We start from the raw sequence: 23,187 nt of genomic DNA, 5'->3' as shown, positions 1-23,187 counted from the left end.
CTTTCGTCTCAACCGAGGCGCGCATTCTACAGCAGCCTCATTTGCTGTCAAGTGATTATTTTCAGAAGCTTTCGAAGATTTCTTCAACAACTTCAACCACTTGCGCTTCCGATCTCTCGTCAGCGGGAGGCGAATAATACAGTATTGAATTACCTGGTCAACCTCTTCTGGAAAATCTTTTCCTTAACAAAGAACCCACGCCGCGACGCAACGACGCCCGCCTTTAAAAGAAGCGCGTCGTTGCGTCTATATAGATAGAAGGGGTACTTGGCCAATAGGGGATGCGACTGCCAAGGATCACTCCGGTGTCCCCGTGAAGTCAGGCGACTCTTTAATACCGCAAGAGAGCCCGGTACGCATCGGGTCTTTGTTTTCACGCCCAGAACAGGGATCATCGCCCTCCCCCAACCCCAGAGGAACCGACACCATGGAATTGACGCTGGAAGCTGTTGCGCTCTTTGCACTCAAGCTCGTGCATGAGGAGGACGGCGGCAGCCCGGTGTTGAGGGACGACCTGGTGATGGATAGGTATGAGCGGGAGGTGTTCGGGTTGCTGGTGCGACAGGGGGATCTGCCGGGAGTTCTGCTGAAGATAGACGAATGTGTGATGCAGGCACTGGTCGCTTTGGGTGGGGCCGATACGGTATTGGGACGTGAGCTGCAGCGGTTGTCTACCAACGTACAGCAAGCCTCAACGCTGGAGGAACTCAAGCCACTGCTCGCGACACTGAAGGACTACCTTAAAGCCATTCAGTAACGGACTCACCACAAGGACCTTCACATGATCGACTTCAACAACAAAGGCTTCTTCAAACTCAAGCAAAACAACGAATACGCCGAACGCGTCGCGGCCCTGCTGCTGGACGGCGAAGAAGTCATCGACGCCTACAAAGCCATGCGCGATGGCGTGGTCTTCACCACCAAACGCATCATCGCAGTGAACGTACAAGGCATAACAGGCAGCAAGAAGGACTTCACCTCGCTGCCGTACAAAAACATCGTCGCGTACTCGGTGGAAACGTCCGGGACGTTTGACCTGGATTCGGAACTGGAGATTTACTTTTCGTCGCTGGGAAAAGTGAAATTTGAATTCACCGGCAAGACCTCGATTGTCGAAATCTCCCGCTTGATCTCCAAGCACTTGCTGACCTGATCAGCAGGCATGCTCAGAGCATCAAAGATGACGCCTATTGATCGTCATCCTGCTGTTGAACCGAGCCCGATTACCTAAAAGTAAACCGCCGCTTACTACACGCAACCTCATCAACTAAGTGGAGCCCCCAGTCAACAGCTGACGCTACCCACATTCACCAAGCCAGAACTCAGGAGCATGAGGCTACCGCCCCCCAATCTGCATTTCCTACACCGTCTCCCCTTATTTCACTAGCCCACGTTCACAAACCCTGTCGTTATTCCGTCCTGCTTGCTCCGGCCAGTGCCCCACACGCTTTGCAAAAAAAGCCTGTCGGGCCTGGCGCCGCAGTTGATCAGGGAATGATTATGGCGAGTGACAGGGATGCGAAGCCGCACGGTGTCGAGCACGGCTGTGCGCCGAATGAAATTTGGCTGTTCTTGATCCATCACGACGCAATCATTCGTCAGCGCTGTCGACGGTTGCTGCGCCGCCCCCAGGATGCAGAGGACGCCTTGAGCGAGGTGCGCCTGCATTTGTTCAACCTGTTGAGCAAGGCCCCCGAACGCTTGAATAGCGTGGAGAATGTGCCCGCCTGGCTCAAGCGGGTGGCGCACAACTTTTGTATCGACCGCCTGCGCAAAACGCCGGTCACCTGCAGCCTTGAATGGCTTGATCACGATCTGTATGAAAGCGTCACCTGGCAACCGCCGCATAATGACCCGGAGCGCAATGCGTGCGGACAAGAAGCCTTGCAGGCCCTTAACCTGGCCATCGGCCGGTTGCCAGCGACACTTTCGCAGGCGTTGGCGCTACGTTGCATCGATGGCCTGGAATACGAAGGTATGGCAGGCACGTTGCTGATCAGTGAGTCCAACGCCCGAAAGCGTGTGCAACTGGCACGGCAGCAATTACGGGGTTTACTCGGTCCGATTTGCGGCACTTGATCCATTGGCAAGCCCCGCAAGAACAAGCCTGCCCCAAATCATTGGGGCAGGCTTTTCCATACTCAGAAAGCCGCGATCGGGAAGGCGGAATTCACCCACCAAACCAAGGCAGCACCAGGTGCAGGGGGAATACCGTTGAGATAGCCGCCAACCGTAAATGCCAGCCCTTGCTCATCAACACAATAAGGATTGGGAACGACGGCGATCACCGTCGGCGCGGAAGGCCCGAAGAAAATCTGGCTGTTTCCCCCACCCATCACCAGGCCAGAGCTCAGGTGCATGAAGGCATAGCGAATCGACGTGACAACCTGCTGTTGCGTGCAACTGTCGGGGAAGAACGTGGAAGGCCCTGCCTTGGCCAACCACGTCCCCGTCGCCACGTTAAGCACTTCTACGTTGGCGTTTGCATAACGGTAATCGTTAGGTGGATTAAGCCCGTAAGGCACCATGTATGTACGAGGACCGATGGTACGAGCGGCAACCGGGTCAAGCGCCAGTGGCCCCACCTGCGGATCATGGTTACCGGGCCGAGAGTGAAACCCCACCGCATTGCCAGCGGCGTTGATCTCGCCACAGAAGATATGCCGTTGGTTTATCTGCGGGTTGCTCCGGCTGTTAGGGATAGCCACGTTGCTGACCTGCACCGGTAGCGGGATCACCGCGGCTGAAGCCGCAGCGCAGTCCATCTGCGCAGCAGCCGACAGGCTCAATAGTGCGCTGGCCACACCCGTGGCAACGACGGTAAGTGCGTGCATGACAATACTCCTTTCTGACAATCGGGACGGAATGTCCCTTCGTCAGGACGCAACGCGACTACAGTTGTGAAGCGTACATGACCGCGTCTGCACGGCTTTCTTGCACCGCGAGGAAGAAGTTGAAACAGATCTTCACAAGCGGTGACTCGGTACGTCAGGAGGGATAAGCCAGGCATGTTGCTCCGGCTTGAACAGGGAACAAGGAGAAGGACAATGACCACATTCAATGTGAACTTTGCTGTCGATGATATGGAAGGCAAGACCGTTCTGGTATTTCTCAAACCCCAACAGCCTCAGCGCGATTATCGGATTCACGCCTGGCAGATCCTGACCGGCTCTGCCGGTGCCACGGAGTCGTTCGACTACGAGGCCATTATTGAAACCGATGTCACCACCCTTGGTGAAAAAGACAGCAATACCATCATCTCGGGCCGTCGCACGCTTAACCCTGGTACCTTGCTTCAGGCGGTCAGCCCTAACGGATTGTCGCCGTACCTTGAGCCGGCGGCGCTTTCACTGGCCAAGGAGAAACTCACACCGCAGCAGTGCGGCATCATCAACAAAACCAACCCGTACCTGCAGTTCGACAGCAACTGGTACGTCAACGGTCGGCCTGTAGTGACCATGCCAAAAGTGGACTCGAGCATGACCGTAAGCTTTGAATACGAGCCCAACTTTTACTTCATGGTGGCAACGCCTCCGATGGTCGGGCAAACCTATATCGTGCAGAACTTCTCGGACATGACCCAGTTCATCGCCCCCATCACCGCCACTGAGGTGAACGTGACGGTAAGCCGTGCCAGCGGCCTGTGGTCGTTCGATTTCGCAACGATGTAACGTTGAACCACGCGGCGAGCAAATCGCCGCGTGCCTTACCTGACCACACCCGTCCCCTCGCTGCGTGGCGTCTCGCCGGGTTGGATACGGAGAGTGTCATGCCAGTTGAAAACCCGGCCTTCACCGACAATTCCCACATTTGAGTCACTGAACGAAACAAACGAAAATCGAAATAATCGAAGCAGCGCGACTGACTCAAACATCAGTCTACTTTTCCGACACTAGCCAACGAATTAAGCCGATATCAGCTTCTGATCCCCCCTCGTAGCCTCACTCCCTAGCACAAGGAAGTGAGCCATCCATGTCAGAACGCTTTTACCCCCCCACCGAAGAAGAGTTACTCAAACAGCGAATCCTGACCCCACAGCCGTCGCGGGCGCCGTATTCGCCATCTGTTGATTTTTACGAGCCATCCCCTGCTCCGGCACCCACGCCAGCCAAACCTCCCGGCTGCGTCTTCATCAAGCCCTGCCAACTGCCTGACGGCATCACCCATTACTTCAACCCCGCCGATTATGTCCCGTTGGAGCTGATCAAAGAGTACGGCAATTTAAGCCTGCTGGGTGGGCGTGAGGTAGACGGTCGGCGCGCAGTTGCCTTGCGCAAGATCGGTGGCAGTGCACTACCGGCGGGTCTAGGACAGTTGGCGTTGCGTTCGGCGTTTTTTGAGTCGGCAGCCACTGCAGTCGGATCCGTCGCCGGTGGCCTGTTGACGGGTTTGGTGGCGTTGGCCTGGCCATCAGAGTTGGGAGATAGCGCGCTCTACAGCGAGGCGCAATTGCGTTCGATGCAAAGGGCGCGTTCGCAGATGCGTTTGCATATCGAGCAACGCGAGGACGGCACGCTCAAGGGGTATGGGTTTTACACCGGCAATAATCCTGATTGGCAAATGATTGATGTGGTGCAGTTCCAAAGCCGTGGCGATCAATTTGTGGCGGATTTGGGTGAGGGTGTCGAGCTGATCTGGACGCCCGCCGTTGATCCAAGTGACACGCTGGGTATTCCGACCCTGGAGGCTGCGCCGCAAGCACCGGTGATCTGGATTTACCCACCGACGGAGAAAGCGGCGCAGATTCTGGTAAACCCGATTTATCCGCCGGAGTATCGGGATTTTATCCTGGTGTTCCCGGTGGAGTCGGGGGTTCGACCACTGTATGTGGTGGTTAGTGTTAAGGCTGGGGATCACAAGTACCACAGGGCTCCAAATACTGAACAAATAACTGGCTTTGGAAACCTGATAAAAGCAAAACCCATGACTCCCAGACAGGGCGGTGCCGGGCTGAGAGAGCGTTGGATTGAGGAAAAAGGCAGGAGAGTTTATGAATGGGATTCCCAACATGGAGAGTTGGAAGTTTATCTTGCAAGTGATGGGAGCCATTTAGGTGCGTTCAGTCACATAACCGGCGAGCAGCTAAAAGAGCCGAAGAAAAAACGAAACATCAAAAAATATCTATGAGGGACACATGGGACTAAAAATGAGATTGGAATGGTTCGACAGAACCACAGAGCGGCTACGCGGAACGGAGGACTCAGCGGACCTAGGAAACGACTACTCCGTGATTTCTAAACTTGGACTGTCGATAGACGAGGACGTCAATAACGGTATGTTTGAACTGCGGCGAGAATGGCTATCACAGATACAGACACACTTCTCTCATGAAATTGCTCTTTCAGAAAGCGACTACTTCATCGCGTTTGATTACGAAGGTGCAAACGAATAACACAGACTTAGAGAATTCATCTTCATGCGCAGACTGTCGTTCAGGCAGGCCTCCACGAAGTTGGCTTTCACTTCATCCACGAGGACGAAAAAGGAAACGTTTTCGAATCAGAGCATTGGTACTTCGGCGAAGTCAGCACGACCGATGAAGACCCTGGCGGAGAGCGCTGGAAGTATCAAACCTTCAGGTCCTTCCAAGCGCAGCATCCGCATTTGTTCGGCCGTCCAACTAACCCTCTTTCGCCTCACTCCCCTCCCCCCCAATCAGAACCCGTTTCCCCGGATCCGTAATATCAAACACCTGCTGCGCACACGCCGAAGGTTTGAACTGGAACTCCACCAGATACACCTTGCCCTTTTCAGGCTGGAAGCTACTTAGCAGAGGCCCGCAAATGGCGTAGATGCCAGGGCGTGAGTCGGTGGACGAACTGGCAACGGTCAACTTCTTGCCAGGATCTGCCTGGATCTCCAACTGCGGGAAGCGCTTAAACCCAGCGCTGGCCACCGTCTGGTTGAGCTTTGCAATCCAGTTGAAGACGCGGCCTTCACCTGTATCCATCACCGTGCCCAGGGTTTCCATGCGTTGATCGGGGTCGCCTTCGCGACGTATCGAGAACTCGACGGGAGCGGTGCCGCCGTAGGCTTTCATGATGACTTTGGCGTGCTCAGCATCGACAGCCACGGTTTTCTGGCGCAGCTGGATGCCGTCCTTGAGCAGGCTGGGCGATGAGTCACGTGGGTTGGATTGGCAGGCACACAGCGCCAGGGCCAGGGAGAGCAGTGCGATTCGCTTCACGGGAGGATGTCCTTATCAGGGTGACAGATGATGATGACTGGACCAGTGATTAAACAGAATGTTCCGCAGTGGAGCGACCGCGATGCAGGGGCTCGACAGCGCCCACATTTGAGCCGTGATCGCTTCAGGCCTCGCTGAACACCAACCGCGCGCACAACCCGCCCTGCTCACGGTTATGCAACGCCAACCGGCTGCCGATCTTGCCCACGATCATCTTCACAATCGCCAGCCCCAGCCCTGCGCCATTGGCATTGCCACGACTGTAGAACCGCTCGAACAAACGCCCCATTTCCGCCTCATCAATGCCCGGCCCCTGGTCCTCCACGCTAATGCAATGGGCACCAATCACCACTTTCACTTCGCTGCCCGGCGGGGAGAAGTTGAGGGCGTTGGTCACCAGGTTTTGCAGGGCGATGGCCAGCGCCACCGGTTCGGTTTCGATCCAGCAGTCTTCATCCCCTTCCAGCACCAACTCCACGCCTTTCTCCATGGCCAGCGGTGTCAGTTCGGCGAGTTCTTCGCGCACCAGCTCGGTGAGTTGTACGCGGCTGCGCTTGGGATTGTTCAACTGCGGTTCGATACGCGCCATGGTCAGCAGTTGGCTGCCAATGCGGGTGGCGCGGTCGACGCCGTTGACCAGGAAGTCCAACGCTTCGCGCCGTTGCTCGACCGTTGCGGCACTTTGGGCGTTTTGGGCGTGGATGCGCAGGATCGCCAGGGGGGTGCGCAGTTCGTGGGCGGCGTCGGCGATAAAACGGCGTTCGCGTTCCAATAGATCATCCACCTGGACCAGTAGCCGGTTGAGCGCGGTTTGCATCGGTTCCAGGTCGCTGGGCAGCGGCTTGAGGTGCAGCGGTTGCAGGGTATCGGCGGTTCGCCCGCGAATCTTGCGGGCCATGGCGCGCAGGGGTTTGAGGCCCCAGCCGATCACCAGCCAGATCAACACCGTGAGCAACGGCACGCCGATCAAGGTGGGCCAGAGGGTGTGGCGCATGATGCGCTGGATCACGTCCTGACGAATATCGTCGCGCTCGCCCACCCATATCAGCAGGCCTTGCTGCGGGTCGGCAAGGAGAAAGGCGCACCAGTCGTTGCCGTTGTCCATGATGTCGTGGGAGCCCAGGGTAGCCGGCGGTGCGGCCAACACTGGCGCTTCGGCGGAGCGTACGAGTAATTGGCCGTCGCTGCGCCACACCTGGAAGGTCAACCGGGTTTCATAAGGGTGGGCAACGCCGTCTTCGCCGACACGGCTCATGGCCTGATCGAAGGCCTGGTACAGGCGGTCCCAGTCGGCTTCGCCAGGGTCGCGCTGGCGCAATACGCCTTGCAACAGGCGTGCGCTTTGGGCGAGTTGAGCGTCGTAGACTTCTTCGATTTCATGGTGGCTGTCGCGCAGCACCAGCCAACTGATCAGGGCGTCGCCCAACAGGATCAGCACCAGGACAGGGATGAGGATGCGCGCGCGAACCGAGGTCATGGTTTAAGCGCCAGTACATAGCCAACGCCGCGCACGGTGCGGATCAGCTCGGTGGATAACTTTTTACGCAGGTTGTGGATCAACACTTCCAAGGTGTTGCTCTCGACCCGGTCCTGCCAGCCATACAACGCGCGGGACAGGCGCTCGCGGGTCACCACTTTGCCGGGGCGTACCATCAGTTGGTGCAGCAATTGGTATTCCATCGGGGTGACGATGATGTCCGCGTCCAGGTACCGCACTTGCTGGGTAGCTGGATCGAGGCTGACGCCGGCATGTTCCAGCATCGGTTGCGCGCGGCCCTGACTGCGGCGCAACAAGGCGCGCACGCGGGCCTTGAGTTCTTCCACATCGAAGGGTTTGACCAGGTAGTCGTCGGCACCGGCGTCCAGGCCGGCGATGCGCTCGGCGGTGCCGTCGCGGGCAGTGAGGATCAGCACCGGCAGGTCGTGCTGCTCGGCGCGCAGTTGCTGCAACAGGTCCAGGCCATCGAGGCGCGGCAGGCCGAGGTCGAGCAGCAACAGGTCGAAGCTTTCCATGCGCAGGGCATGCAGGGCCGCAACGCCATCCTGCAACCAATCCAGGGTGTAGCCTTCAACGCCCAATGCCACGCGAATCCCTTGGCCAAGGGCACGATCATCTTCGACAAGGAGTAGGCGCATAGCAAAACCTCTGTAGGAATCGGCGGCATCATGCCGGGTTCTGGCCGAGGCTATTTCGGCAAAGATGTTACCGCGCGTTGCCAACTAAGGTTGCGCTAAGGTTGATTTTGCACTGTGAAATCTCCCACATCTGCTGAGAGCTTTTCCATGCGCAAAATTCTCCTGCTGTCCCTGATTATCGCCAGCCCCCTGGCCCTTGCCGGTCCGCAATGCACCACCGCCGAACGCTCGCAATGGCAAGACGAAAAAGCCTTCCAGGACAAGCTCAAGGCCGAAGGCTACGAGATCAGCAAGTTCAAGGTCACCGACGGCAACTGCTACGAAATCTACGGTTTCGACAAGGACAAGCGCAAGGTAGAGATCTACCACGATCCGGTCACCGGCAAGGCCGTGAAGACTGAGATCAAAGGCTGATGCCAGGCGAATCCCTGCGCCTGTGGGACCCGCTGGTGAGGCTGTTTCATCTGTCGATCGCCGGGGTCTTTGTCGCCAATTACTTCTTTAACGAAGCAGGCGACGACTGGCATGTCTGGCTGGGCTATTACGCCATGGCCTGGCTGCTGGTGCGCGTGGTGTGGGGATTCATCGGGCCGCGCAGTGCACGTTGGGCGGATTTCTGGCCGACCCCGAAACGCTTGAAAAACCATCTGCGCTCGCTGCTCAACCGCCGCCCGCAGCATCGCCTGGGCCACTCGCCCCTCGGCGCGCTGGTGATGCTGTTGATGTTGCTGGCGTTGCTGGTCGTCGGCATCAGCGGCTTTTTGATGCAGGAAGTGGATGCCCTGTGGGGCGCCGATTGGCCCCTGCAAATCCATGAGACCGCCGCCAATGTGCTGTTGGGCCTGGTGTGCATCCATGTGCTGGCCGCGGTGTTTGAAAGTATCCAGGTGCGGGACAACCTGCCGTTATCCATGCTCACCGGTCGCAGGAAGCGCCTGCCGGATGAGCCTGCGCAGTAATCCTTTTCTCGACAGGTTCTCTATGCGCTCCGCCTTACTGATCTGCAGCCTGCTCGGCGTGTTCCTGGCCGCATGGCTAAGCCATCCGCCCCATGTACTGGCACACTTTGCCCAAGTGGCGCCGAACACCTCGAAGGTGGCGGCGGCCCCGCAATACACCAGCCGTTTTGTGTCCTCGCAGCTCACTGACTTTGTCCACGCTTCCTCGGTCACCGCCCTGCCCGGCGGCGACTTGATGGCCGTGTGGTTTGCCGGTTCGCGTGAAGGCGCCGCCGATGTGCAGGTGCGCACCGCACGCTTCGATGCCCGCAGTGGCGAATGGGGTGCCGAGCAGGTGCTGGCCACGCGGGAAAGCACCCGCGACGGCACCCAGCGTTATATCCGCAAGCTCGGCAATCCGGTGATTGCCCTGGGGCCGGATAAACGCCTGTGGATGTTTTATGTGTCGGTGTCGGTCGGTGGCTGGGCCACCAGTGCAATCAACCTGATGGTGTCCGACGACCTCGGCGCCAACTGGTCCGCGCCCCGACAGTTGGTGACCTCACCGTTTTTCAACATCAGTACCCTGGTACGCGCCGCGCCGGTGTTCCACGCCGACGGCTCCATCGGCCTGCCGGTGTACCACGAGTTCATGGGCAAGTTTGCCGAGTACCTGTACTTGAGTGCCGACGGCGCGGTAATCGACAAATTCCGCATCAGCCGCGGCAAGAATTCCCTGCAACCCACTATCGTGCCGCTGGATGGCAAGCGCGCGGTGGCGATGTTGCGCTACGCCGGCGACACCCACCACCGCGTCCTGGCCAGCCGCACCGAAGATGCGGGGCAAACTTGGAGCGAGCCGTACCCGCTGGAACCGGCAAATCCCAATTCATCGTTGGCGGCGGTGGGTACCGAGGACGACGGGCTGCTCGTGGCCCTCAACGACCTGCAGGACGGCCGCTTCAAGCTCAGCCTCTACGGCACCGACGCCCAGCTCAGCCAATGGCGCACCGTGGTGCAACTGGATGAGTCACCCGACCCGCTCGGCCAACCGTTCTCCCCCGAGGCCTATAAAGCAATCATCGGCGAAGGCTTCCGCGCCTCCAGCGGCGCCAAACGCCTGCCGCTGGAACAGCGCTTTCTCAGCAACCTCGATTACCGCGTATGCAAACCCCAAGGCTGCGATTTCGAATACGAGTACCCGTACTTCAGCCGCAGTCCGGACGGCATGTACCACGTGGTGTACTCGTGGAATAACACCTTCATCAAACATGTCAGCTTCAACGAAGCCTGGCTGGCGGAGCGTCTGTGATGGTTTCTGTGTGGCAGGCCCATTTGAGTTTTGTGCTGCTGGGGTTTGTGCTGTTGAGCGCGCTCAGGTTTACCGCTCCCTGGCGGCCATGGCTGCTGCCGGTGCTGGTAGCGGTCAGTTTTATCCCGGTCAACGAGCTGCCGCTGGCGGCGTATGTGCGCAGTTTTACCGATGACCTGGCCATCTGCACATTGGTGCTGTTGGCGTGGGTCATGCTCAGCCGCCTGGGCTTAGTGCAACCGCTCGCTCGTCGGCATCAAGTGCAGACGTTGCTGCTGTTTGGCCTGCTGAGCCTGGTGCTGTACCCGGCCACGTTGGGCCTGACCTACTTCGACCCGTACCGTTGGGGCTTCAACCCGCGACCGATGATCGCCCTGATGGCGGCGGCCGCACTGTTGATGCTGTGGCTGCGTAATACGCTGGCGGTGTGGATGCTGGCGATGGGCACGTTGGCTTTTGCGTTACGGCTCAAGGCGTCGGAAAACTATTGGGATTATCTGGTCGACCCGTTGCTGACCGGTTACTGCCTGATCGCCGGCGCGGGGCTGCTGATCAGCGCCGCCTGGCGCCCTCTTTTGAAATGGCACCGGGGTCAATGATGAGTGCGTTGCAATCACGCCGCCTGCGCTACGGCCTGGGCGCGATCGGGTTGGTATTTGTGTTGCTGGCTGCGTTGCGGCTGGTGTTTGTGCTGGTTTTTTCCGGCCTGGACTTGAACACCCCGGCGCTGCTGGAAACCCTGGGAATCGGCCTGCGTTTCGACCTGCGCCTGGCGGTGTTGATCCTGCTGCCGCTGGCCGTGCTGGCGTGGTTGCCGCGCTGGAACCTCACCACCCTGCCGGCCCTGCGCTGGCTGGCGCGCGGTTATCTGGTCATCGCGCTGGCGGGGGTGGGGCTGGTGTACATCATCGACTTCGGCCACTACGCCTACCTCGGCGTGCGTATCAATGCGACGGTGCTGCGTTACCTGCAGGATGCGCAGATTTCCCAGCAGATGGTGTGGGAAACCTACCCGGTACTGTGGATAACCGCCTGCTGGCTCGCGGCGGTGGCGCTTTGGGTCTGGGCGTTGGTCTGCCTGGAGCGGTTGACCCTGAATCGAGCGCCCACCGCCATCAGCAAACCGGCACTGGCGCTGGTGAGTGTGATGGGCGTCGTCGCGGTGCTGCTGGCCCTGCTGGGCCGTGTTGCCCATCTCAACCTGGAAAACCCGGTGCCCCTGCGCTGGAGCGATGCCTTCTTTGCCGGCAACAGCCAACTGGCCGCCGTGGGCCTGAACCCGGTGCTGTTTTTGTATGACACGCTCAAGGTCGGCCAATCGCAGTTCGATGAGGCCCAGGTCCGCCAGTATTACCCGCAAGTCGCCGAATACCTGGGCGTGCCCCAACCCGATGCCCAGTCCCTGGACTTCATCCGCGAACAAGGCGTGCAGCCCTATCGACTGGCCGGCGAGCGCCCGCCCAACGTGATTTTCGTGATGCTCGAATCCCTCGGCACCAGTGCCGTGGGTGCCTATGGCAACCCGCTCAACCCCACGCCGAACCTGGACAAACTGGCGACGCAAAGCTGGTTCTTCAAACACTTCTACGTCCCCGTCACCGGCACCGCGAAAACCGTGTGGGCCAGCATCACCGGCGTTCCCGACGTCACCCGCCAGGAGACCGCCACGCGCAACCCGTTGATCACGCGGCAACACACGTTGATCAATGCATTCGAGGGCTACCAGAAGTTCTACATGATCGGCGGCAACGCCGGCTGGGCGAATATCAATGCACTGATCCGCCAGAGCATCGACGATGTGCAACTGTTCGAGGAGAGCGACTGGCAATCGCCACGGGTAGACGTGTGGGGGATTTCCGACCTGGACCTGTTCAAGGAAGCTGACGATCTGTTGAGCACGCTTCCCAAGGACCAACCGTTCTTTGCCTACCTGCAAACCTCCGGCAACCATCGCCCCTTCACCATCCCCAAACACAACGATGGCTTCCAGCTCAGCCACGTGACGCTGGAACAGGCCCAGGCCGCGGGCTCCCGCAGTGTCGAGCAGTACAACGCCGTACGCCTGCTGGACTACAACATCGGCCGGCTGATGGAAATCGCCAAGTCCGGTGGCTACTACGACAACAGCATCTTTGTGTTCTTCGGCGACCACAACACCCGCATCAGCCAGATCCCGCACATGGCGCCGGCCTTCGAACAGCTGGGCCTGGAAAGTAACAACGTGCCGCTGCTGATCCACGCTCCCGGCCTTGCGCCTCGGGTGATCGAGGAAGCTGTAGGGCTGGCCGACCTGCTGCCCACCGTGGCCGGCATGGCAGGCGTACCGTTTCGCAACGGTGCGATGGGCCGGGACATCCAGCAACCGGCGCCCGAGGGCGAACGCGTGGTGCCGCTGGTATTGCGCGAAGGCACCTTCCCGATCATCGGCGGCGTGACCCGGCACTTTTTGCTGCAGATGCAGCACGACGGCAGCTCACCCACCTTGCATGACCTGGCATCACTCACCCCGCGTGACGATGTGGCCGCGCAGCACCCCGAGGAATTCCAGCGCCTGCAGGCACTGACCCGTGGGCTGCACGAGAGTGCGCGATTGATGCTGTTCAGGAATGTGCGTGAGTGATTACTTGGATTGGAATGTCTCGAGGTACGCCAGGATATTGTCGATTTTTTCCGGGTCGCTGATGCCCCAGAAAATCATGCGCGTACCACTCACCACCTTTTTGGGCGCTTCGATGTAGGCCGCGAGCTTGTCGCGGGTCCAGACCACACCGGAGTTTTTCATCGCGTCCGAATATTGATAGTCGGCGGTGGTGCCGGCAGGTCGGCCGATGATGCCGTTGAGCTCCGGGCCAAAGCCACCGCGTGCGCCTTCGCCGACGCTGTGGCAGCCGCCGCAGGTCTTGGTGAAGAGTTTGCCGCCGGCCTCGGCATCGCCGGCGGCATTGGCGGCGCTGGTGTTGAGAATCAGCGCAAGGGTCAGCAGGACGTACTTCATGGGTGACTCCACATCGGTGTTGGCGGCGATTATGCCTGTTTGTCAGGAGCGCATGCCCATCCAGATCACCGCTTCGGTCCACGCCGTAACCACCGGCGTCAGCGCACGAAACCAGGGATCCTGCACATCGATCTGCGCAGCCGAGTGGTCATGGTGGTGTTGCTCTTCTTCAACGATGGAAGCAATGGCCGTCACGGCCAGTGGGTCGATTTCGCGTAACGCATGAAGCTGATGAGCCAGGTGCTTGAGCACCACGCTTTCCACCGCGACGGTGGTGACAACAATAGCCTTGCGCCCGCACACCCCGGTGAGCAGGCCCAGCACCAGCCCGCCAAGGCCGCAAAGCCAGTAGCTGCGGCAGCGTCGGTAACCCCGTCGTTGCAACTCGGCCTGGAACACCGCGCGATGGCGACGTTCGTGGGACAGGAATTCCTCGAGCTCACCCACCATGCCGGGTACAAACAATCGCGCCATAAACAGCTGGCCGCTGTAGATACAGATCGCGCCATGCTCGCCGGCGTGGTCGACTTTGATCATGCGATTGCCCAGGTCAGGGTCGATCAAGGGGGCTGCGGAAGCGTTCACGGTTGACGACCTTGTGCGAGGGCCCACGGGATTCGGGCCGATCCTGATTGCAGAGCGCCGGTATCCTGCCGTACCTCCGCGCAAATGCGCAACCTAGACCCTCGAAACTGACCACCCATCGCCCCATACGCATCCAATCGAACCTAACCGGCCCCGTTCCACTCCACCTTACTGAACCCTGATGGTGGAGTAAGGATCATGGCTCAGCCATCGATTTTGGTATTGGAAGACGACGAGATCATTCGGTCGTTGATGGTGGATGTACTGGAGGATTTCGGCGCGGTTGTGACGTCTTTTCCTTCAGCCGATGAAGGAATGATTTACCTGGAACGCGGCGATGATCCGGTGGACTTGATTGTCAGCGATGTGCAGATGCCGGGGTTGCTCAACGGCTATGACTTGAGCCGGGTGGTGGCGCACCGTTGGCCATCAGTGCCGGTGCTGCTCACCTCGGGCAACGCCAGACTCGCGGAGCAATTGGGTGGCTCCGTGCGGTTCCTGCCCAAACCGTGGAGCACCGAGCATTTACTTGAGTGCGTGCAAACGGCATTGACCCAGCAGGGGGCGTCCATGCATTGATAGCGTCGCGATATCATTGATGCCGAACTTCGCAGCAGCCCTTATGGTCACTTACTTAAGCAGGGAGCGACTTTTCTGATCCGCTGGTCAGCCTTTTCGCCTTGTGCGTTCAGCTGATGCTTATGTGTTGTGTAGAATCGTCGCCTTTTTCAACGCGTCATTCATGGCCGAAAGGCCCACAGTTCGAGCTCATTGAATGCATTCACAGGCCCATGAAGGTGGTGCGCCCTCATTGCTGGACGCGTTGCGCGCAGGCACCGGCCTATTGCACGTGGCGTTGGAAAAACGACTGCCGTTTTTTTCCGAACATTTGGATGCCGGCTGGTATCAGCGCCTGATCCAGGCGTATTACGGGTTTTACCGGCCGATTGAAGCAGCGCTGTACGGCTGTGAGTTTATCCCTGAAGGCTTCGACCCGACGCTGCGTATGAAAACGCCGACGCTGATCAACGATCTTCACGCCCTTGGTCTGGACGCCTCCGCGATCAACGCCTTGCCGCACTGTGTGCAATTGCCCGCTTTCGATACCCCCGCCGCCTGCCTCGGCGCCTTGTATGTGCTTGAAGGCGCAACCCTGGGCGGCCAGGTACTGCGTCGGGAAATGGCTCGACGCCTGGCGCTGGACGCCGACAACGGAGGGGCGTTCCTCGATGTGTACGGTGCCGAAACCGGTCGGCGCTGGAAAGATTTTCTCGACTACCTGGGCCGCCTGCCGCTGGACACGCCAGCCAAACAGCGCGCGGTGCACGCGGCCCGCTCGACATTCAGCTGCTTTGAGCAATGGCTCGACAGCCAGGAGGTACTGCTATGAAACCCGACGATTTTGAAGAGCTGCTTGCCAACTGTGCCGACGAGCCCATCCGCTTTCCGGGGGCGATCCAACCCCACGGTGTGCTGCTGACGCTGTCGGAGCCCGACCTGAACATCATTCAAGTCAGCACTAACGTCGCCAGCCTGTTCAACCGCGCCCCCGAGTCGTTGCTGGGCCAGCCACTGCACGCGCTGATCGGTGCCGAGCACGCCCAGGCCGTGCAGGCCATGGCCGAACACAACAGCTTCCTTGATGCGCCGCCTTTGCACGTCACCCTCAACGGCGCCGAGTTCGAAGGCCTGTTGCACCGCCATCAGGACGTGCTGGTGCTGGAATTCGAACCGCGGCTCAAGGACTTCCGGCCACGGGCCCTGAAAGGCCGCAGCAGTGACTTGGGCAAGATGCTGCAACGTTTGCAATCAGCGAAAACCCTGCAAGCGCTGTACGAAATCAGCGTGACTGAAATCCAGGCCATGACCGGTTACGACCGGGTGTTGATCTACCGTTTCGAAGAAGAAGGCCATGGCCAGGTGATCGCGGAAGCGTCGGCACCGTCCATGGAGCTGTTCAACGGACTGTTCTTCCCCGCGTCCGATATCCCGGAGCAGGCCCGCGAGCTGTATCGCACCAACTGGCTGCGCATCATCCCGAATGCTGCCTACGAGCCGGTGCCCCTGCTGCCCAAGCTGCGCCCGGATACCGGTGAGCCGCTGGATTTGAGCTTTGCCACCCTGCGCAGCGTGTCGCCGATTCACTGCCAGTACATGCAAAACATGGGCGTGCTGTCGTCCATGAGCATTTCGCTGATGAAGGGCGACAAGCTCTGGGGCCTGATCAGTTGCGGCAACCGCGAGCCGCTGCTGGTGCCCAATGACCTGCGTATCACCTGCCAGACCATCGGTCAGGTGCTGTCATTGCAGATCAGCGCCATGGAAGCCCTGGACCTGAGCCGTCAGCGAGAAGAAAAAGTCGAGGCCCTGGCGTTGCTGGATAAAGCCATGAAGGCCTCCGAAGAAAACGTGTTCGACGGCCTGGCCCAGCGCGGCCAGGTGCTGATGGACCTGACCTTGTCCGGCGGCGTGGCGATCATCGAAGACAAGCAACTGCACCGCTACGGCAACTGCCCGGAACCGGCGCAGATCCGGGCCTTGCACAAGTGGCTGCAGGACAGCGGCGAGCCGGTGTTCTCCAGCCATAACCTGGTGTCGATCTACCCGCCAGGCGCCGAGTTCCAACAGGTGGCCAGCGGTGTCCTGGCCATGAGCCTGCCAAAGCCTGTGGATAACGGCGTACTGTGGTTCCGCCCGGAAGTGAAAGAAAACATTAACTGGAGTGGTGACCCGAAAAAGCCGCTCGACCTGGAAAGCTCCGACGCCGGCCTGCGCCTTCGCCCGCGTACCTCGTTTGAAATCTGGAAGGTGGAGATGGCCGGTATTTCCACCAAGTGGAGCCATGGCGACCTGTTCGCCGCCAACGACCTGCGTCGTTCTGCCCTGGAAAACGACCTGGCTCGCCAGGTGCTGCGCGAGCAACAGGCCGTGCGCGCCCGTGATGACCTGGTGGCGGTGGTGTCCCACGACCTGCGCAACCCGATGACGGTGATCTCCATGCTCTGCGGCATGATGCAAAAGGCCTTCAGCTCCGACGGCCCGCACACCTCGCGACGCATTTCCTCCGCCATCGACACCATGCAACAGGCCGCCGGACGCATGAACGTCTTGCTGGAAGACTTGCTCGACACCTCGAAAATAGAGGCCGGGCGCTACGTGGTCAAACCCGTTGCCCTGGACGTCAGCCAAATGTTCGAAGAGGCCTATTCCCTGCTCGCGCCGTTGGCGATGGAAAAAGGCATCGACCTGTCGTTCAACGCCGAGCCTGGCCTGCAGATCAACGGCGACCCGGAGCGGCTGTTCCAGGTGCTGTCGAACCTGATCGGCAATGCCATCAAGTTCACTCCGCGCCAGGGCAATATCGGCATCAGTGCGATGACCAATGGTGAAGAGATCGTGTTTTCGGTGCGTGACTCAGGCGAAGGTATTGCGCCTGATCAACTGCCCCACGTGTTTGATCGCTACTGGACCCAGTCGGAAAACAATCCCACCGGCACCGGTCTGGGGCTGTATATCACCCAAGGGATTGTCCACGCCCATGGCGGCAAGATCATGGCTGAAAGTGAAGTGGGGCGTGGCAGTGAGTTCCGGTTTACGGTGCCGAAGGTGATTGAGGACTCCCATACCTGACCGCCTCTGTGGCGAGCACCGGTTACACCGGCAATACCACCACCGCCTCTAACCCGCCACCCTGGCGCTCCGACAGGGTGAGTGTGCCGCCGTGTTCCAGCACAATCGCACGGGCGGTAGACAGCCCAAGTCCGACGCCGCCGGTGCTCTTGTTGCGTGAATTTTCGAGGCGGTAGAACGGCAGGAACACCTGTTCGCGATACTGCGCCGCAATCCCCGGGCCGCGATCCAGCACGCGGATCACCACTTCGGCCGGCCCTTGTTGCAGTTCGATTTCCGGCGCCCGACCGTAGTGGATGGCATTGTCCATCAGGTTGGTCATCACCCGCTTGAGGCCCAAGGGCCGGCCAAAGTACACCAGGCGCGGCGGTCCGCTGAAAGCCAGTTCAATCGCCTGGTCGCGGTAGTCGTCGATCAGGGTTTGCAGCAGTTCCGCCAGGTCCAGCTGGGTGGCCTGCTCCAGGCGTGCGTCGTCGCGGAAGAACGCCAGGGCCGTGTTGATCATGGCCTGCATTTCATCGACATCATTGAACAGCCGGCGTTGCTGGTCGGCATCTTCGATGAATTCACCGCGCAGGCGCAGGCGGGTCAGGGGCGCACGCAGGTCGTGGGAGATGGCCGCGAGCATTTGCGTGCGGTCCTGGATAAAGTGCCGCAACTGCGCCTGCATGCCGTTGAACGCGAGGATCGCCTGGCGGATTTCGTGGGGCCCGACCGGCTCGATGGGCGGCGCGCGGAAGTCGGCGCCAAAGCGCCGCGCGCCCTGGGCGAAGTGTTGCAGGGGGCGAGCCAGGCGACGGGTCGCGACCAGGGTAACCAGCGCAGTCGAGATCAGCACCAGCAGCACCACAATCACGCTGCGCGCGCCCTCGTCCAGCCCCCAACTGCGGGCACGGGCGCTGAACATCAGCCAGGACTGATCGGCCAGTTGCATCAGCAGCACATAGTGGCCATCGCCGCCCGGCCAATCGGAGGGTTCGTAGGCTTCCATGGGACGCACCGGCCCCTGGAGCAGGTTCTTGAAGGCCTGTTCGCCCGAATGAAAATCCGGGTCGGCGAGCACAGGCAGCTCAAAGGCTTCCCGCTGCGCCGCCCAAGTCACACTGAAGGATTCGTCGCCTACAACCTGCGCAAGGTGCGCGCGTTGCGCCGGTTGCGAACCTTCAACCACGCGCACCACCACGGCGATTTTTTCCAGCAGCCCGGTTTCGGTCAACGGCGGCCGTGCCCACACGCCCGCCAATTGCACAAACAGGGCGTTGAACGCCAACGCAGTCAGCATCGCCACCAGGATGGTCAGGGCGATCCAGCGGGCCACCGTGTCACGCGGGCGGCGGCTCATGAACGGCTCACGCTGGCGGTGAATTGATAACCGCCATTGCGCACGGTGCGGATCATGGCCGGGCGCTTGGTATCGAACTCCAGCTTGCGGCGCAGGCGGCTGACCTGCACGTCGATGCTGCGGTCGAACGCGTCATGGCTATGGCCCCGCGCCAGGTTCAGCAGTTGTTCGCGGGTCAGCACGCGCTGGGGGTGTTCGACGAAGACCAGCAGCAGGTCGAACTCACCGGATGACAGCGGGATCATCACCTCGTCGGGGGAGCGCAGTTCACGGCGCGTAACGTCCAGTTGCCAGCCCGCAAAGCGAATCAAGGGACGGGCAGACTCGCCCAACACCGGCCGCCCCTCGCCTGCCCGACGCAATACCGCACGCACCCGCGCCAGCAGTTCACGGGCGTCGAAGGGCTTGCTCAAGTAGTCATCGGCGCCCATTTCCAGGCCTACCACGCGGTCACTGAGTTCGCCCATGGCGGTGAGCATGATCACCGGTGTTGCGTACTGCTGGCGCAGGCGCTGGCACAGCAACAAGCCGTTCTCCCCCGGCAGCATCAGGTCAAGAATGATCAGGTCGGCGGGATGACGCTCCATGGCGGCCCACAGCTCGGTGCCACCGGCGACGGTCTCGACCGCATAGCCATGTTGCATAAAGAATTTCTTCAGCAGCGCGAGGACTTCAAGGTCATCGTCCACGATCAAAAGGTTGCTCACAGGCGGGCATCACTGGGTGTTGTCGATGCGCCATCTAAAACCATTCGACGCAGCCCGTCATATATTTCAATCGTGCAATAAAGCGTCAGCGCCGCAATAAACCAGACATCTTTGCGCAAGGGACGGCTGCCAGCATCGGCCTCCCTTTTGCGGAGACCGTGCTTATGCGCTCGCTGACCTATCCCCGGCACCTGGCTCGCCAGGTCGTGCTGTTGTTGACCGTGTCTTACCTCACGGGCTGCGCCAGCCCGGCCCCCTCGAGCACCACCACCCGCTGCGCACAGGTGAATTACCCGGTGTATGACCCGGCCGAACCGCTCAATCGCGGGGTGTTTGCCTTCAACCGGACGGTGGATAACTACGTCCTGGCGCCGGTAGCACGTGGCTACCGCTACCTGCCGGATTTTTTCCAGCAGGGTGTGCATAACTTTGCGAGCAACTTCAGCGAGCCGAAGGTGTTTATCAATGACCTGTTGCAAGGCAACCCAAGGCGCTCGGTCAATACCCTTGGCCGTTTTGCGCTGAATACCACAGTGGGCGTGGTGGGGCTGATCGATGTATCAGACCGCGTGGGCATCCCGCGCCATAGCGCCGACTTCGGCCAGACATTCGGCGTGTGGGGCATCGGCAACGGGCCGATTGTCGAACTGCCACTGCTGGGCACCAGCAACAGCCGCGATGCGGCAGGCAAAGTCTTGAGTTTCCTGGTCTCGCCGTTGGGAGACAGTGACACCGTGCAGACCCTGGGCACCCTCAGCCTGGTAGGTGGCACCGTGGATACCCGGGCATCACTGTTGCCGCTCACCGACAGCCTGCAAAAATTGCCGGACTATTACAGCGCAATACGTAATGTCGTGGCACAAAACCGTGCGGCGTTTGTGCTGGATGGCAAGGACGGCGCGACCACTCCCGCGACCGGGGGTTGCGCGAACGGCGCCGCTGATGACTTCTGAGCCGAGTAGCCAAAGGTCGTCATATCTTGCAGCAGGACGTTTATAGCTCGCCAGCGCCCTGCTCTATAAGTTTGGCGGCACTTCGCTCCAAGGGGTGAAGTAACACTCGACTAATAGATAAAAGGACACTGCCATGCTCAGCTCCATCAACGCGACACCGCTCCCCCCTCCTCCCCCCACTACGCCGCAGGACGACACAGCCCTGCAACGCAAGAAACGCAGCATTGAAGACCCTCAGTTGCAACTGGAGCCTCAGGAAGCTGACGGTTCATCGCGCAACCGCCCCAGAAGTGGCGGCCTGGATAGCCTGGGCAAGGGGAACTTGCTCTGAACCGCAGGAAGAAGGGCAGCGTATTGCCCTTCTTCTTTTTTACAGACCGCCCCGCCTTAACAAAACACTGACATCCGTTGCGCTAACCTTGCCGGTTAAACCCTGGCCGGAGCCTGTTACCGCATGCCACATCCCGACACCTTGCCCGCCGTACTCGCCGGCCCTCTGCTGCGGCGCCTGGAACCCCGGCGCCTGGTGCTGTGGCTGGTGGGGAGCCGGGCATTGCCCCTGAGCCTGAAACTGCACTGTGCCGACCAGTGCCTGGACATACCGCTGGGCCAGGACCGGTGCCAGGTCGTGCCAGTGGGGCGCCAGGCGTACATCCATCTGATTGATGTACGCCTGGACGAGGCGCTGCCCCAGGACGTAGTCATCCACTATGATCTGCTGGTCGACGATGCCGGCATTGCCGAATGGGCACCGCACCTGCTGTACACCGACACACACTGCCCAAGTTTCGTACTGCACAGCCACATCCATCAGCTGGTACACGGCTCCTGCCGCAAACCTCACCACAGCGCCGACGAAGGCCTGCTCTGCGTCGATCGGCTGCTGGCCGATGCACAGACCCCGGCCGACCGCCCAGCCTTGCTGATGATGAGCGGCGACCAGGTGTACGCCGACGATGTGGCCGGGCCGATGTTGCGGGCGATCCATGGGCTGATTGCGCGCCTGGGCCTGTTCGATGAGTACCTGGAAGGCGCGGTGGTAGACGACAGCGCCAGCCTCTACGGGCATCACGCCAGCTACTACCACCGCGCAGACCTGCTACCCGCGCTGGACAGCAATGAGACCCTGCGCGAACGTTTCTTTGGCGGCGTGAAAAAGCCGATTTTCACCAGCAGCACCGCCGACAATCACCTGGTGACGTTCGCCGAAGTCATGGCGATGTACCTGCTGGTGTGGTCGCCCGTCCCCTGGTCCCTGCTCACCGTACAGCCACCGCAACTGAGCGCCGATGAAGCTGCGCGCTATGCCCGCGAACAGGTGCAGGTGGATAAATTTCGCGACGGCCTGCCGGGCGTGGCGCGGGTATTCGCCCATCTACCCACCTTGATGATCTTTGACGATCACGACATCACCGACGACTGGAACCTCAGCGCGCAATGGGAAGAAACCGCCTACGGCCATCCGTTCTCCAGACGCATCATCGGTAACGCCCTGCTGGCGTACCTGCTGTGCCAGGGCTGGGGCAATAACCCGGACGCCTTTGATAAGCTGGTGGGCCACACCCAGGCACTGGCCAGCCAGGCGCAGAGCAATCACTTGGACGCCCAGGCACAGGATGCTTTGCTCGCGGCGCTGCTGAAGTTCCAGCAGTGGCACTACGTGCTGCCCACCACGCCGGCCCTGGTAGTGCTCGACACCCGCACCCGGCGCTGGCGCAGCGAATTCACCCTCAAGCAACCGTCCGGCCTGCTGGACTGGGAAGCCTTGAGCGAACTGCAACAGGAACTGCTCGACCATCCCTCGGCCATCATCGTCTCCCCCGCACCGATCTTTGGCGTCAAGCTGATCGAGACCGTGCAGAAAATCTTCAGTTGGTGCGGCCACCCGTTGCTGGTGGACGCAGAAAACTGGATGGCCCATCGCGGTGCAGCCCAAGTGATCCTCAACATCTTTCGCCACTCGCGCACACCGGGTAACTACGTGATCCTCTCGGGCGATGTGCACTACTCGTTCGTCTATGAAGTGCTGATCCGCCATCGCAACGCCGGCCCCAGGATCTGGCAGATCACCAGCAGCGGCATCAAGAACGAATTCCCGCCGCGCTTGCTGGAATGGTTCGACCGCCTCAACCGCTGGCTGTACTCGCCGCGCTCGCCTCTCAACTGGTTCACTCGCCGCCGCACCATGCAGGTGGTGCCGCATATCCCGGAGCATGCCGAGGCCGGTGAACGGTTATGGAATTCGGCAGGCATCGGCCAAGTGTTCTTCAACGAGCGGGGGCAGCCTGACAAGATCTACCAGCACAACGCCGACGGGAAGGCGCGTACGAGGATGATCGCGCCGAAGCAATAGCCCATGGCCCGCTCCTGTAACCGTCCATCCGCCCTATTCAAAGCGCACA

The 23,187-nt window shown here is 60.2% G+C and carries 24 protein-coding genes; 16 read left to right on the top strand and 8 right to left on the bottom strand.

All coding sequences use genetic code 11. From position 1 onward, the window contains the following. Positions 1 to 427 precede the first annotated feature (427 nt). The 3 genes from Q8X51_RS26460 to Q8X51_RS26450 all read left to right on the top strand — a co-directional run bounded on the left by Q8X51_RS26460 (position 428) and on the right by Q8X51_RS26450 (position 2,079). Positions 428 to 757: a hypothetical protein gene (locus Q8X51_RS26460; RefSeq protein WP_065926021.1), complete on the top strand. Its 330-nt coding sequence runs from the start codon at positions 428 to 430 to the stop codon at positions 755 to 757. Positions 758 to 781: 24 nt separating this feature from the next. After that, complete coding sequence (locus Q8X51_RS26455; RefSeq protein WP_065926020.1) at positions 782 to 1,153, top strand: PH domain-containing protein; 372 nt, start codon at positions 782 to 784, stop codon at positions 1,151 to 1,153. Positions 1,154 to 1,500: 347 nt separating this feature from the next. Then, positions 1,501 to 2,079 carry an RNA polymerase sigma factor gene (locus Q8X51_RS26450; protein ID WP_407694740.1) on the top strand — a complete coding sequence of 193 codons (579 nt, stop codon included), beginning with the start codon at positions 1,501 to 1,503 and terminating at the stop codon, positions 2,077 to 2,079. Between the two features lie 62 nt (positions 2,080 to 2,141). Here the strand turns inward: Q8X51_RS26450 and Q8X51_RS26445 are convergent, their stop codons facing one another. Further along, positions 2,142 to 2,834, bottom strand: coding sequence for an EndoU domain-containing protein (locus tag Q8X51_RS26445; RefSeq protein WP_407694739.1), 693 nt, complete (start codon positions 2,832 to 2,834; stop codon positions 2,142 to 2,144). A 213-nt stretch (positions 2,835 to 3,047) separates the two neighbouring features. On the opposite strand from Q8X51_RS26445, the gene Q8X51_RS26440 reads away from it, so the two are divergent. From Q8X51_RS26440 to Q8X51_RS26430, 3 genes are all read left to right on the top strand, one after another. Further along, complete coding sequence (locus tag Q8X51_RS26440) at positions 3,048 to 3,671, top strand: hypothetical protein (RefSeq protein ID WP_407694738.1); 624 nt, start codon at positions 3,048 to 3,050, stop codon at positions 3,669 to 3,671. Between the two features lie 301 nt (positions 3,672 to 3,972). After that, a complete protein-coding gene (locus tag Q8X51_RS26435) occupies positions 3,973 to 5,127 on the top strand; it encodes an S-type pyocin domain-containing protein (protein WP_065947191.1) in 1,155 nt (384 codons plus the stop codon). A gap of 7 nt (positions 5,128 to 5,134) precedes the next feature. Continuing rightward, positions 5,135 to 5,392: a colicin E3-like toxin immunity protein gene (locus Q8X51_RS26430; RefSeq protein WP_065947192.1), complete on the top strand. Its 258-nt coding sequence runs from the start codon at positions 5,135 to 5,137 to the stop codon at positions 5,390 to 5,392. Between the two features lie 228 nt (positions 5,393 to 5,620). On the opposite strand, the gene Q8X51_RS26425 is transcribed toward Q8X51_RS26430, so the two are convergent. From Q8X51_RS26425 to Q8X51_RS26415, 3 genes are all read right to left on the bottom strand, one after another. Then, positions 5,621 to 6,187, bottom strand: a complete 567-nt coding sequence (locus tag Q8X51_RS26425) for a hypothetical protein (RefSeq protein ID WP_065926017.1) — start codon at positions 6,185 to 6,187, stop codon at positions 5,621 to 5,623. 124 nt (positions 6,188 to 6,311) lie between these two features. Beyond that, complete coding sequence (locus Q8X51_RS26420) at positions 6,312 to 7,664, bottom strand: sensor histidine kinase (protein WP_407694737.1); 1,353 nt, start codon at positions 7,662 to 7,664, stop codon at positions 6,312 to 6,314. Further along, positions 7,661 to 8,323, bottom strand: a complete 663-nt coding sequence (locus Q8X51_RS26415) for a response regulator (protein ID WP_065926015.1) — start codon at positions 8,321 to 8,323, stop codon at positions 7,661 to 7,663. The genes Q8X51_RS26420 and Q8X51_RS26415 overlap by 4 nt, the downstream gene beginning before the upstream one ends. A 147-nt stretch (positions 8,324 to 8,470) precedes the next feature. On the opposite strand from Q8X51_RS26415, the gene Q8X51_RS26410 reads away from it, so the two are divergent. The 5 genes from Q8X51_RS26410 to Q8X51_RS26390 are packed head-to-tail and all read left to right on the top strand — an operon-like array spanning position 8,471 to position 13,193. Continuing rightward, positions 8,471 to 8,737, top strand: coding sequence for a PepSY domain-containing protein (locus Q8X51_RS26410; protein ID WP_065926014.1), 267 nt, complete (start codon positions 8,471 to 8,473; stop codon positions 8,735 to 8,737). Further along, complete coding sequence (locus Q8X51_RS26405; RefSeq protein ID WP_065947195.1) at positions 8,737 to 9,282, top strand: cytochrome b/b6 domain-containing protein; 546 nt, start codon at positions 8,737 to 8,739, stop codon at positions 9,280 to 9,282. The genes Q8X51_RS26410 and Q8X51_RS26405 overlap by 1 nt, the downstream gene beginning before the upstream one ends. 22 nt (positions 9,283 to 9,304) lie before the next feature. Beyond that, the gene (locus tag Q8X51_RS26400) at positions 9,305 to 10,573 is read left to right on the top strand and encodes a sialidase family protein (protein ID WP_065926012.1); all 1,269 of its coding nucleotides are present in this window, start codon (positions 9,305 to 9,307) and stop codon (positions 10,571 to 10,573) included. Further along, positions 10,573 to 11,172: a hypothetical protein gene (locus tag Q8X51_RS26395; RefSeq protein WP_065926011.1), complete on the top strand. Its 600-nt coding sequence runs from the start codon at positions 10,573 to 10,575 to the stop codon at positions 11,170 to 11,172. Before Q8X51_RS26400 ends, Q8X51_RS26395 begins: the two co-directional genes overlap by 1 nt. Next, positions 11,172 to 13,193, top strand: coding sequence for an LTA synthase family protein (locus Q8X51_RS26390; RefSeq protein WP_407694736.1), 2,022 nt, complete (start codon positions 11,172 to 11,174; stop codon positions 13,191 to 13,193). Before Q8X51_RS26395 ends, Q8X51_RS26390 begins: the two co-directional genes overlap by 1 nt. Here Q8X51_RS26390 and Q8X51_RS26385 read toward each other — a convergent pair whose 3' ends face one another. Both Q8X51_RS26385 and Q8X51_RS26380 read right to left on the bottom strand, forming a co-directional pair. Continuing rightward, positions 13,194 to 13,568 (bottom strand): c-type cytochrome, encoded by a 375-nt coding sequence (locus Q8X51_RS26385; protein WP_065926010.1) that lies wholly within the window; start codon positions 13,566 to 13,568, stop codon positions 13,194 to 13,196. 42 nt (positions 13,569 to 13,610) lie between these two features. After that, on the bottom strand, positions 13,611 to 14,153 hold the full coding sequence (locus tag Q8X51_RS26380; protein ID WP_323147325.1) for a demethoxyubiquinone hydroxylase family protein: 543 nt from the start codon (positions 14,151 to 14,153) through the stop codon (positions 13,611 to 13,613). 198 nt (positions 14,154 to 14,351) lie between these two features. Here Q8X51_RS26380 and Q8X51_RS26375 point away from each other — a divergent pair, with 198 nt between their 5' ends. The 3 genes from Q8X51_RS26375 (at position 14,352) to Q8X51_RS26365 (ending at position 17,783) form a co-directional block, all read left to right on the top strand. Continuing rightward, the gene (locus tag Q8X51_RS26375) at positions 14,352 to 14,732 is read left to right on the top strand and encodes a response regulator (protein WP_065926009.1); all 381 of its coding nucleotides are present in this window, start codon (positions 14,352 to 14,354) and stop codon (positions 14,730 to 14,732) included. 196 nt (positions 14,733 to 14,928) lie between these two features. Further along, the gene (locus Q8X51_RS26370; RefSeq protein WP_065926008.1) at positions 14,929 to 15,543 is read left to right on the top strand and encodes a biliverdin-producing heme oxygenase; all 615 of its coding nucleotides are present in this window, start codon (positions 14,929 to 14,931) and stop codon (positions 15,541 to 15,543) included. Then, positions 15,540 to 17,783 carry an ATP-binding protein gene (locus Q8X51_RS26365; RefSeq protein ID WP_065947197.1) on the top strand — a complete coding sequence of 748 codons (2,244 nt, stop codon included), beginning with the start codon at positions 15,540 to 15,542 and terminating at the stop codon, positions 17,781 to 17,783. The genes Q8X51_RS26370 and Q8X51_RS26365 overlap by 4 nt, the downstream gene beginning before the upstream one ends. A 22-nt stretch (positions 17,784 to 17,805) precedes the next feature. Here the strand turns inward: Q8X51_RS26365 and Q8X51_RS26360 are convergent, their stop codons facing one another. Together Q8X51_RS26360 and Q8X51_RS26355 are read right to left on the bottom strand one after the other, a co-directional pair. Beyond that, entirely contained in the window at positions 17,806 to 19,125 is a 1,320-nt protein-coding gene (locus Q8X51_RS26360; protein ID WP_137212828.1) for an ATP-binding protein, read from the bottom strand. Continuing rightward, complete coding sequence (locus tag Q8X51_RS26355) at positions 19,122 to 19,832, bottom strand: response regulator (protein ID WP_065926005.1); 711 nt, start codon at positions 19,830 to 19,832, stop codon at positions 19,122 to 19,124. The genes Q8X51_RS26360 and Q8X51_RS26355 overlap by 4 nt, the downstream gene beginning before the upstream one ends. 164 nt (positions 19,833 to 19,996) lie before the next feature. On the opposite strand from Q8X51_RS26355, the gene Q8X51_RS26350 reads away from it, so the two are divergent. Together Q8X51_RS26350 and Q8X51_RS26345 are read left to right on the top strand one after the other, a co-directional pair. Next, positions 19,997 to 20,785, top strand: a complete 789-nt coding sequence (locus Q8X51_RS26350) for an MlaA family lipoprotein (protein ID WP_323147323.1) — start codon at positions 19,997 to 19,999, stop codon at positions 20,783 to 20,785. 454 nt (positions 20,786 to 21,239) lie between these two features. Then, a complete protein-coding gene (locus Q8X51_RS26345) occupies positions 21,240 to 23,138 on the top strand; it encodes an alkaline phosphatase D family protein (protein WP_407694735.1) in 1,899 nt (632 codons plus the stop codon). Positions 23,139 to 23,187 lie beyond the last annotated feature (49 nt).

Source organism: Pseudomonas sp. Yb2C2, assembly GCF_052112325.1.
Classification (GTDB): domain Bacteria; phylum Pseudomonadota; class Gammaproteobacteria; order Pseudomonadales; family Pseudomonadaceae; genus Aquipseudomonas; species Aquipseudomonas marginalis.
Note: the sequence above shows the minus strand (reverse complement) of the source record. Positions and strands in the feature narration are given on the sequence as shown.

Coding starts and splice junctions, on each gene's coding strand:
- Q8X51_RS26345 (WP_407694735.1), top strand. CDS start 21,240: ATGCCACATCCCGACACCTTGCCCGCCGTACTCGCCGGCCCTCTGCTG.
- Q8X51_RS26420 (WP_407694737.1), bottom strand. CDS start 7,664: ATGACCTCGGTTCGCGCGCGCATCCTCATCCCTGTCCTGGTGCTGATC.
- Q8X51_RS26435 (WP_065947191.1), top strand. CDS start 3,973: ATGTCAGAACGCTTTTACCCCCCCACCGAAGAAGAGTTACTCAAACAG.
- Q8X51_RS26365 (WP_065947197.1), top strand. CDS start 15,540: ATGAAACCCGACGATTTTGAAGAGCTGCTTGCCAACTGTGCCGACGAG.
- Q8X51_RS26430 (WP_065947192.1), top strand. CDS start 5,135: ATGGGACTAAAAATGAGATTGGAATGGTTCGACAGAACCACAGAGCGG.
- Q8X51_RS26440 (WP_407694738.1), top strand. CDS start 3,048: ATGACCACATTCAATGTGAACTTTGCTGTCGATGATATGGAAGGCAAG.
- Q8X51_RS26455 (WP_065926020.1), top strand. CDS start 782: ATGATCGACTTCAACAACAAAGGCTTCTTCAAACTCAAGCAAAACAAC.
- Q8X51_RS26395 (WP_065926011.1), top strand. CDS start 10,573: ATGGTTTCTGTGTGGCAGGCCCATTTGAGTTTTGTGCTGCTGGGGTTT.
- Q8X51_RS26360 (WP_137212828.1), bottom strand. CDS start 19,125: ATGAGCCGCCGCCCGCGTGACACGGTGGCCCGCTGGATCGCCCTGACC.
- Q8X51_RS26370 (WP_065926008.1), top strand. CDS start 14,929: ATGCATTCACAGGCCCATGAAGGTGGTGCGCCCTCATTGCTGGACGCG.
- Q8X51_RS26375 (WP_065926009.1), top strand. CDS start 14,352: ATGGCTCAGCCATCGATTTTGGTATTGGAAGACGACGAGATCATTCGG.
- Q8X51_RS26415 (WP_065926015.1), bottom strand. CDS start 8,323: ATGCGCCTACTCCTTGTCGAAGATGATCGTGCCCTTGGCCAAGGGATT.
- Q8X51_RS26410 (WP_065926014.1), top strand. CDS start 8,471: ATGCGCAAAATTCTCCTGCTGTCCCTGATTATCGCCAGCCCCCTGGCC.
- Q8X51_RS26400 (WP_065926012.1), top strand. CDS start 9,305: ATGCGCTCCGCCTTACTGATCTGCAGCCTGCTCGGCGTGTTCCTGGCC.
- Q8X51_RS26390 (WP_407694736.1), top strand. CDS start 11,172: ATGAGTGCGTTGCAATCACGCCGCCTGCGCTACGGCCTGGGCGCGATC.
- Q8X51_RS26450 (WP_407694740.1), top strand. CDS start 1,501: ATGGCGAGTGACAGGGATGCGAAGCCGCACGGTGTCGAGCACGGCTGT.
- Q8X51_RS26385 (WP_065926010.1), bottom strand. CDS start 13,568: ATGAAGTACGTCCTGCTGACCCTTGCGCTGATTCTCAACACCAGCGCC.
- Q8X51_RS26350 (WP_323147323.1), top strand. CDS start 19,997: ATGCGCTCGCTGACCTATCCCCGGCACCTGGCTCGCCAGGTCGTGCTG.
- Q8X51_RS26445 (WP_407694739.1), bottom strand. CDS start 2,834: ATGCACGCACTTACCGTCGTTGCCACGGGTGTGGCCAGCGCACTATTG.
- Q8X51_RS26460 (WP_065926021.1), top strand. CDS start 428: ATGGAATTGACGCTGGAAGCTGTTGCGCTCTTTGCACTCAAGCTCGTG.
- Q8X51_RS26405 (WP_065947195.1), top strand. CDS start 8,737: ATGCCAGGCGAATCCCTGCGCCTGTGGGACCCGCTGGTGAGGCTGTTT.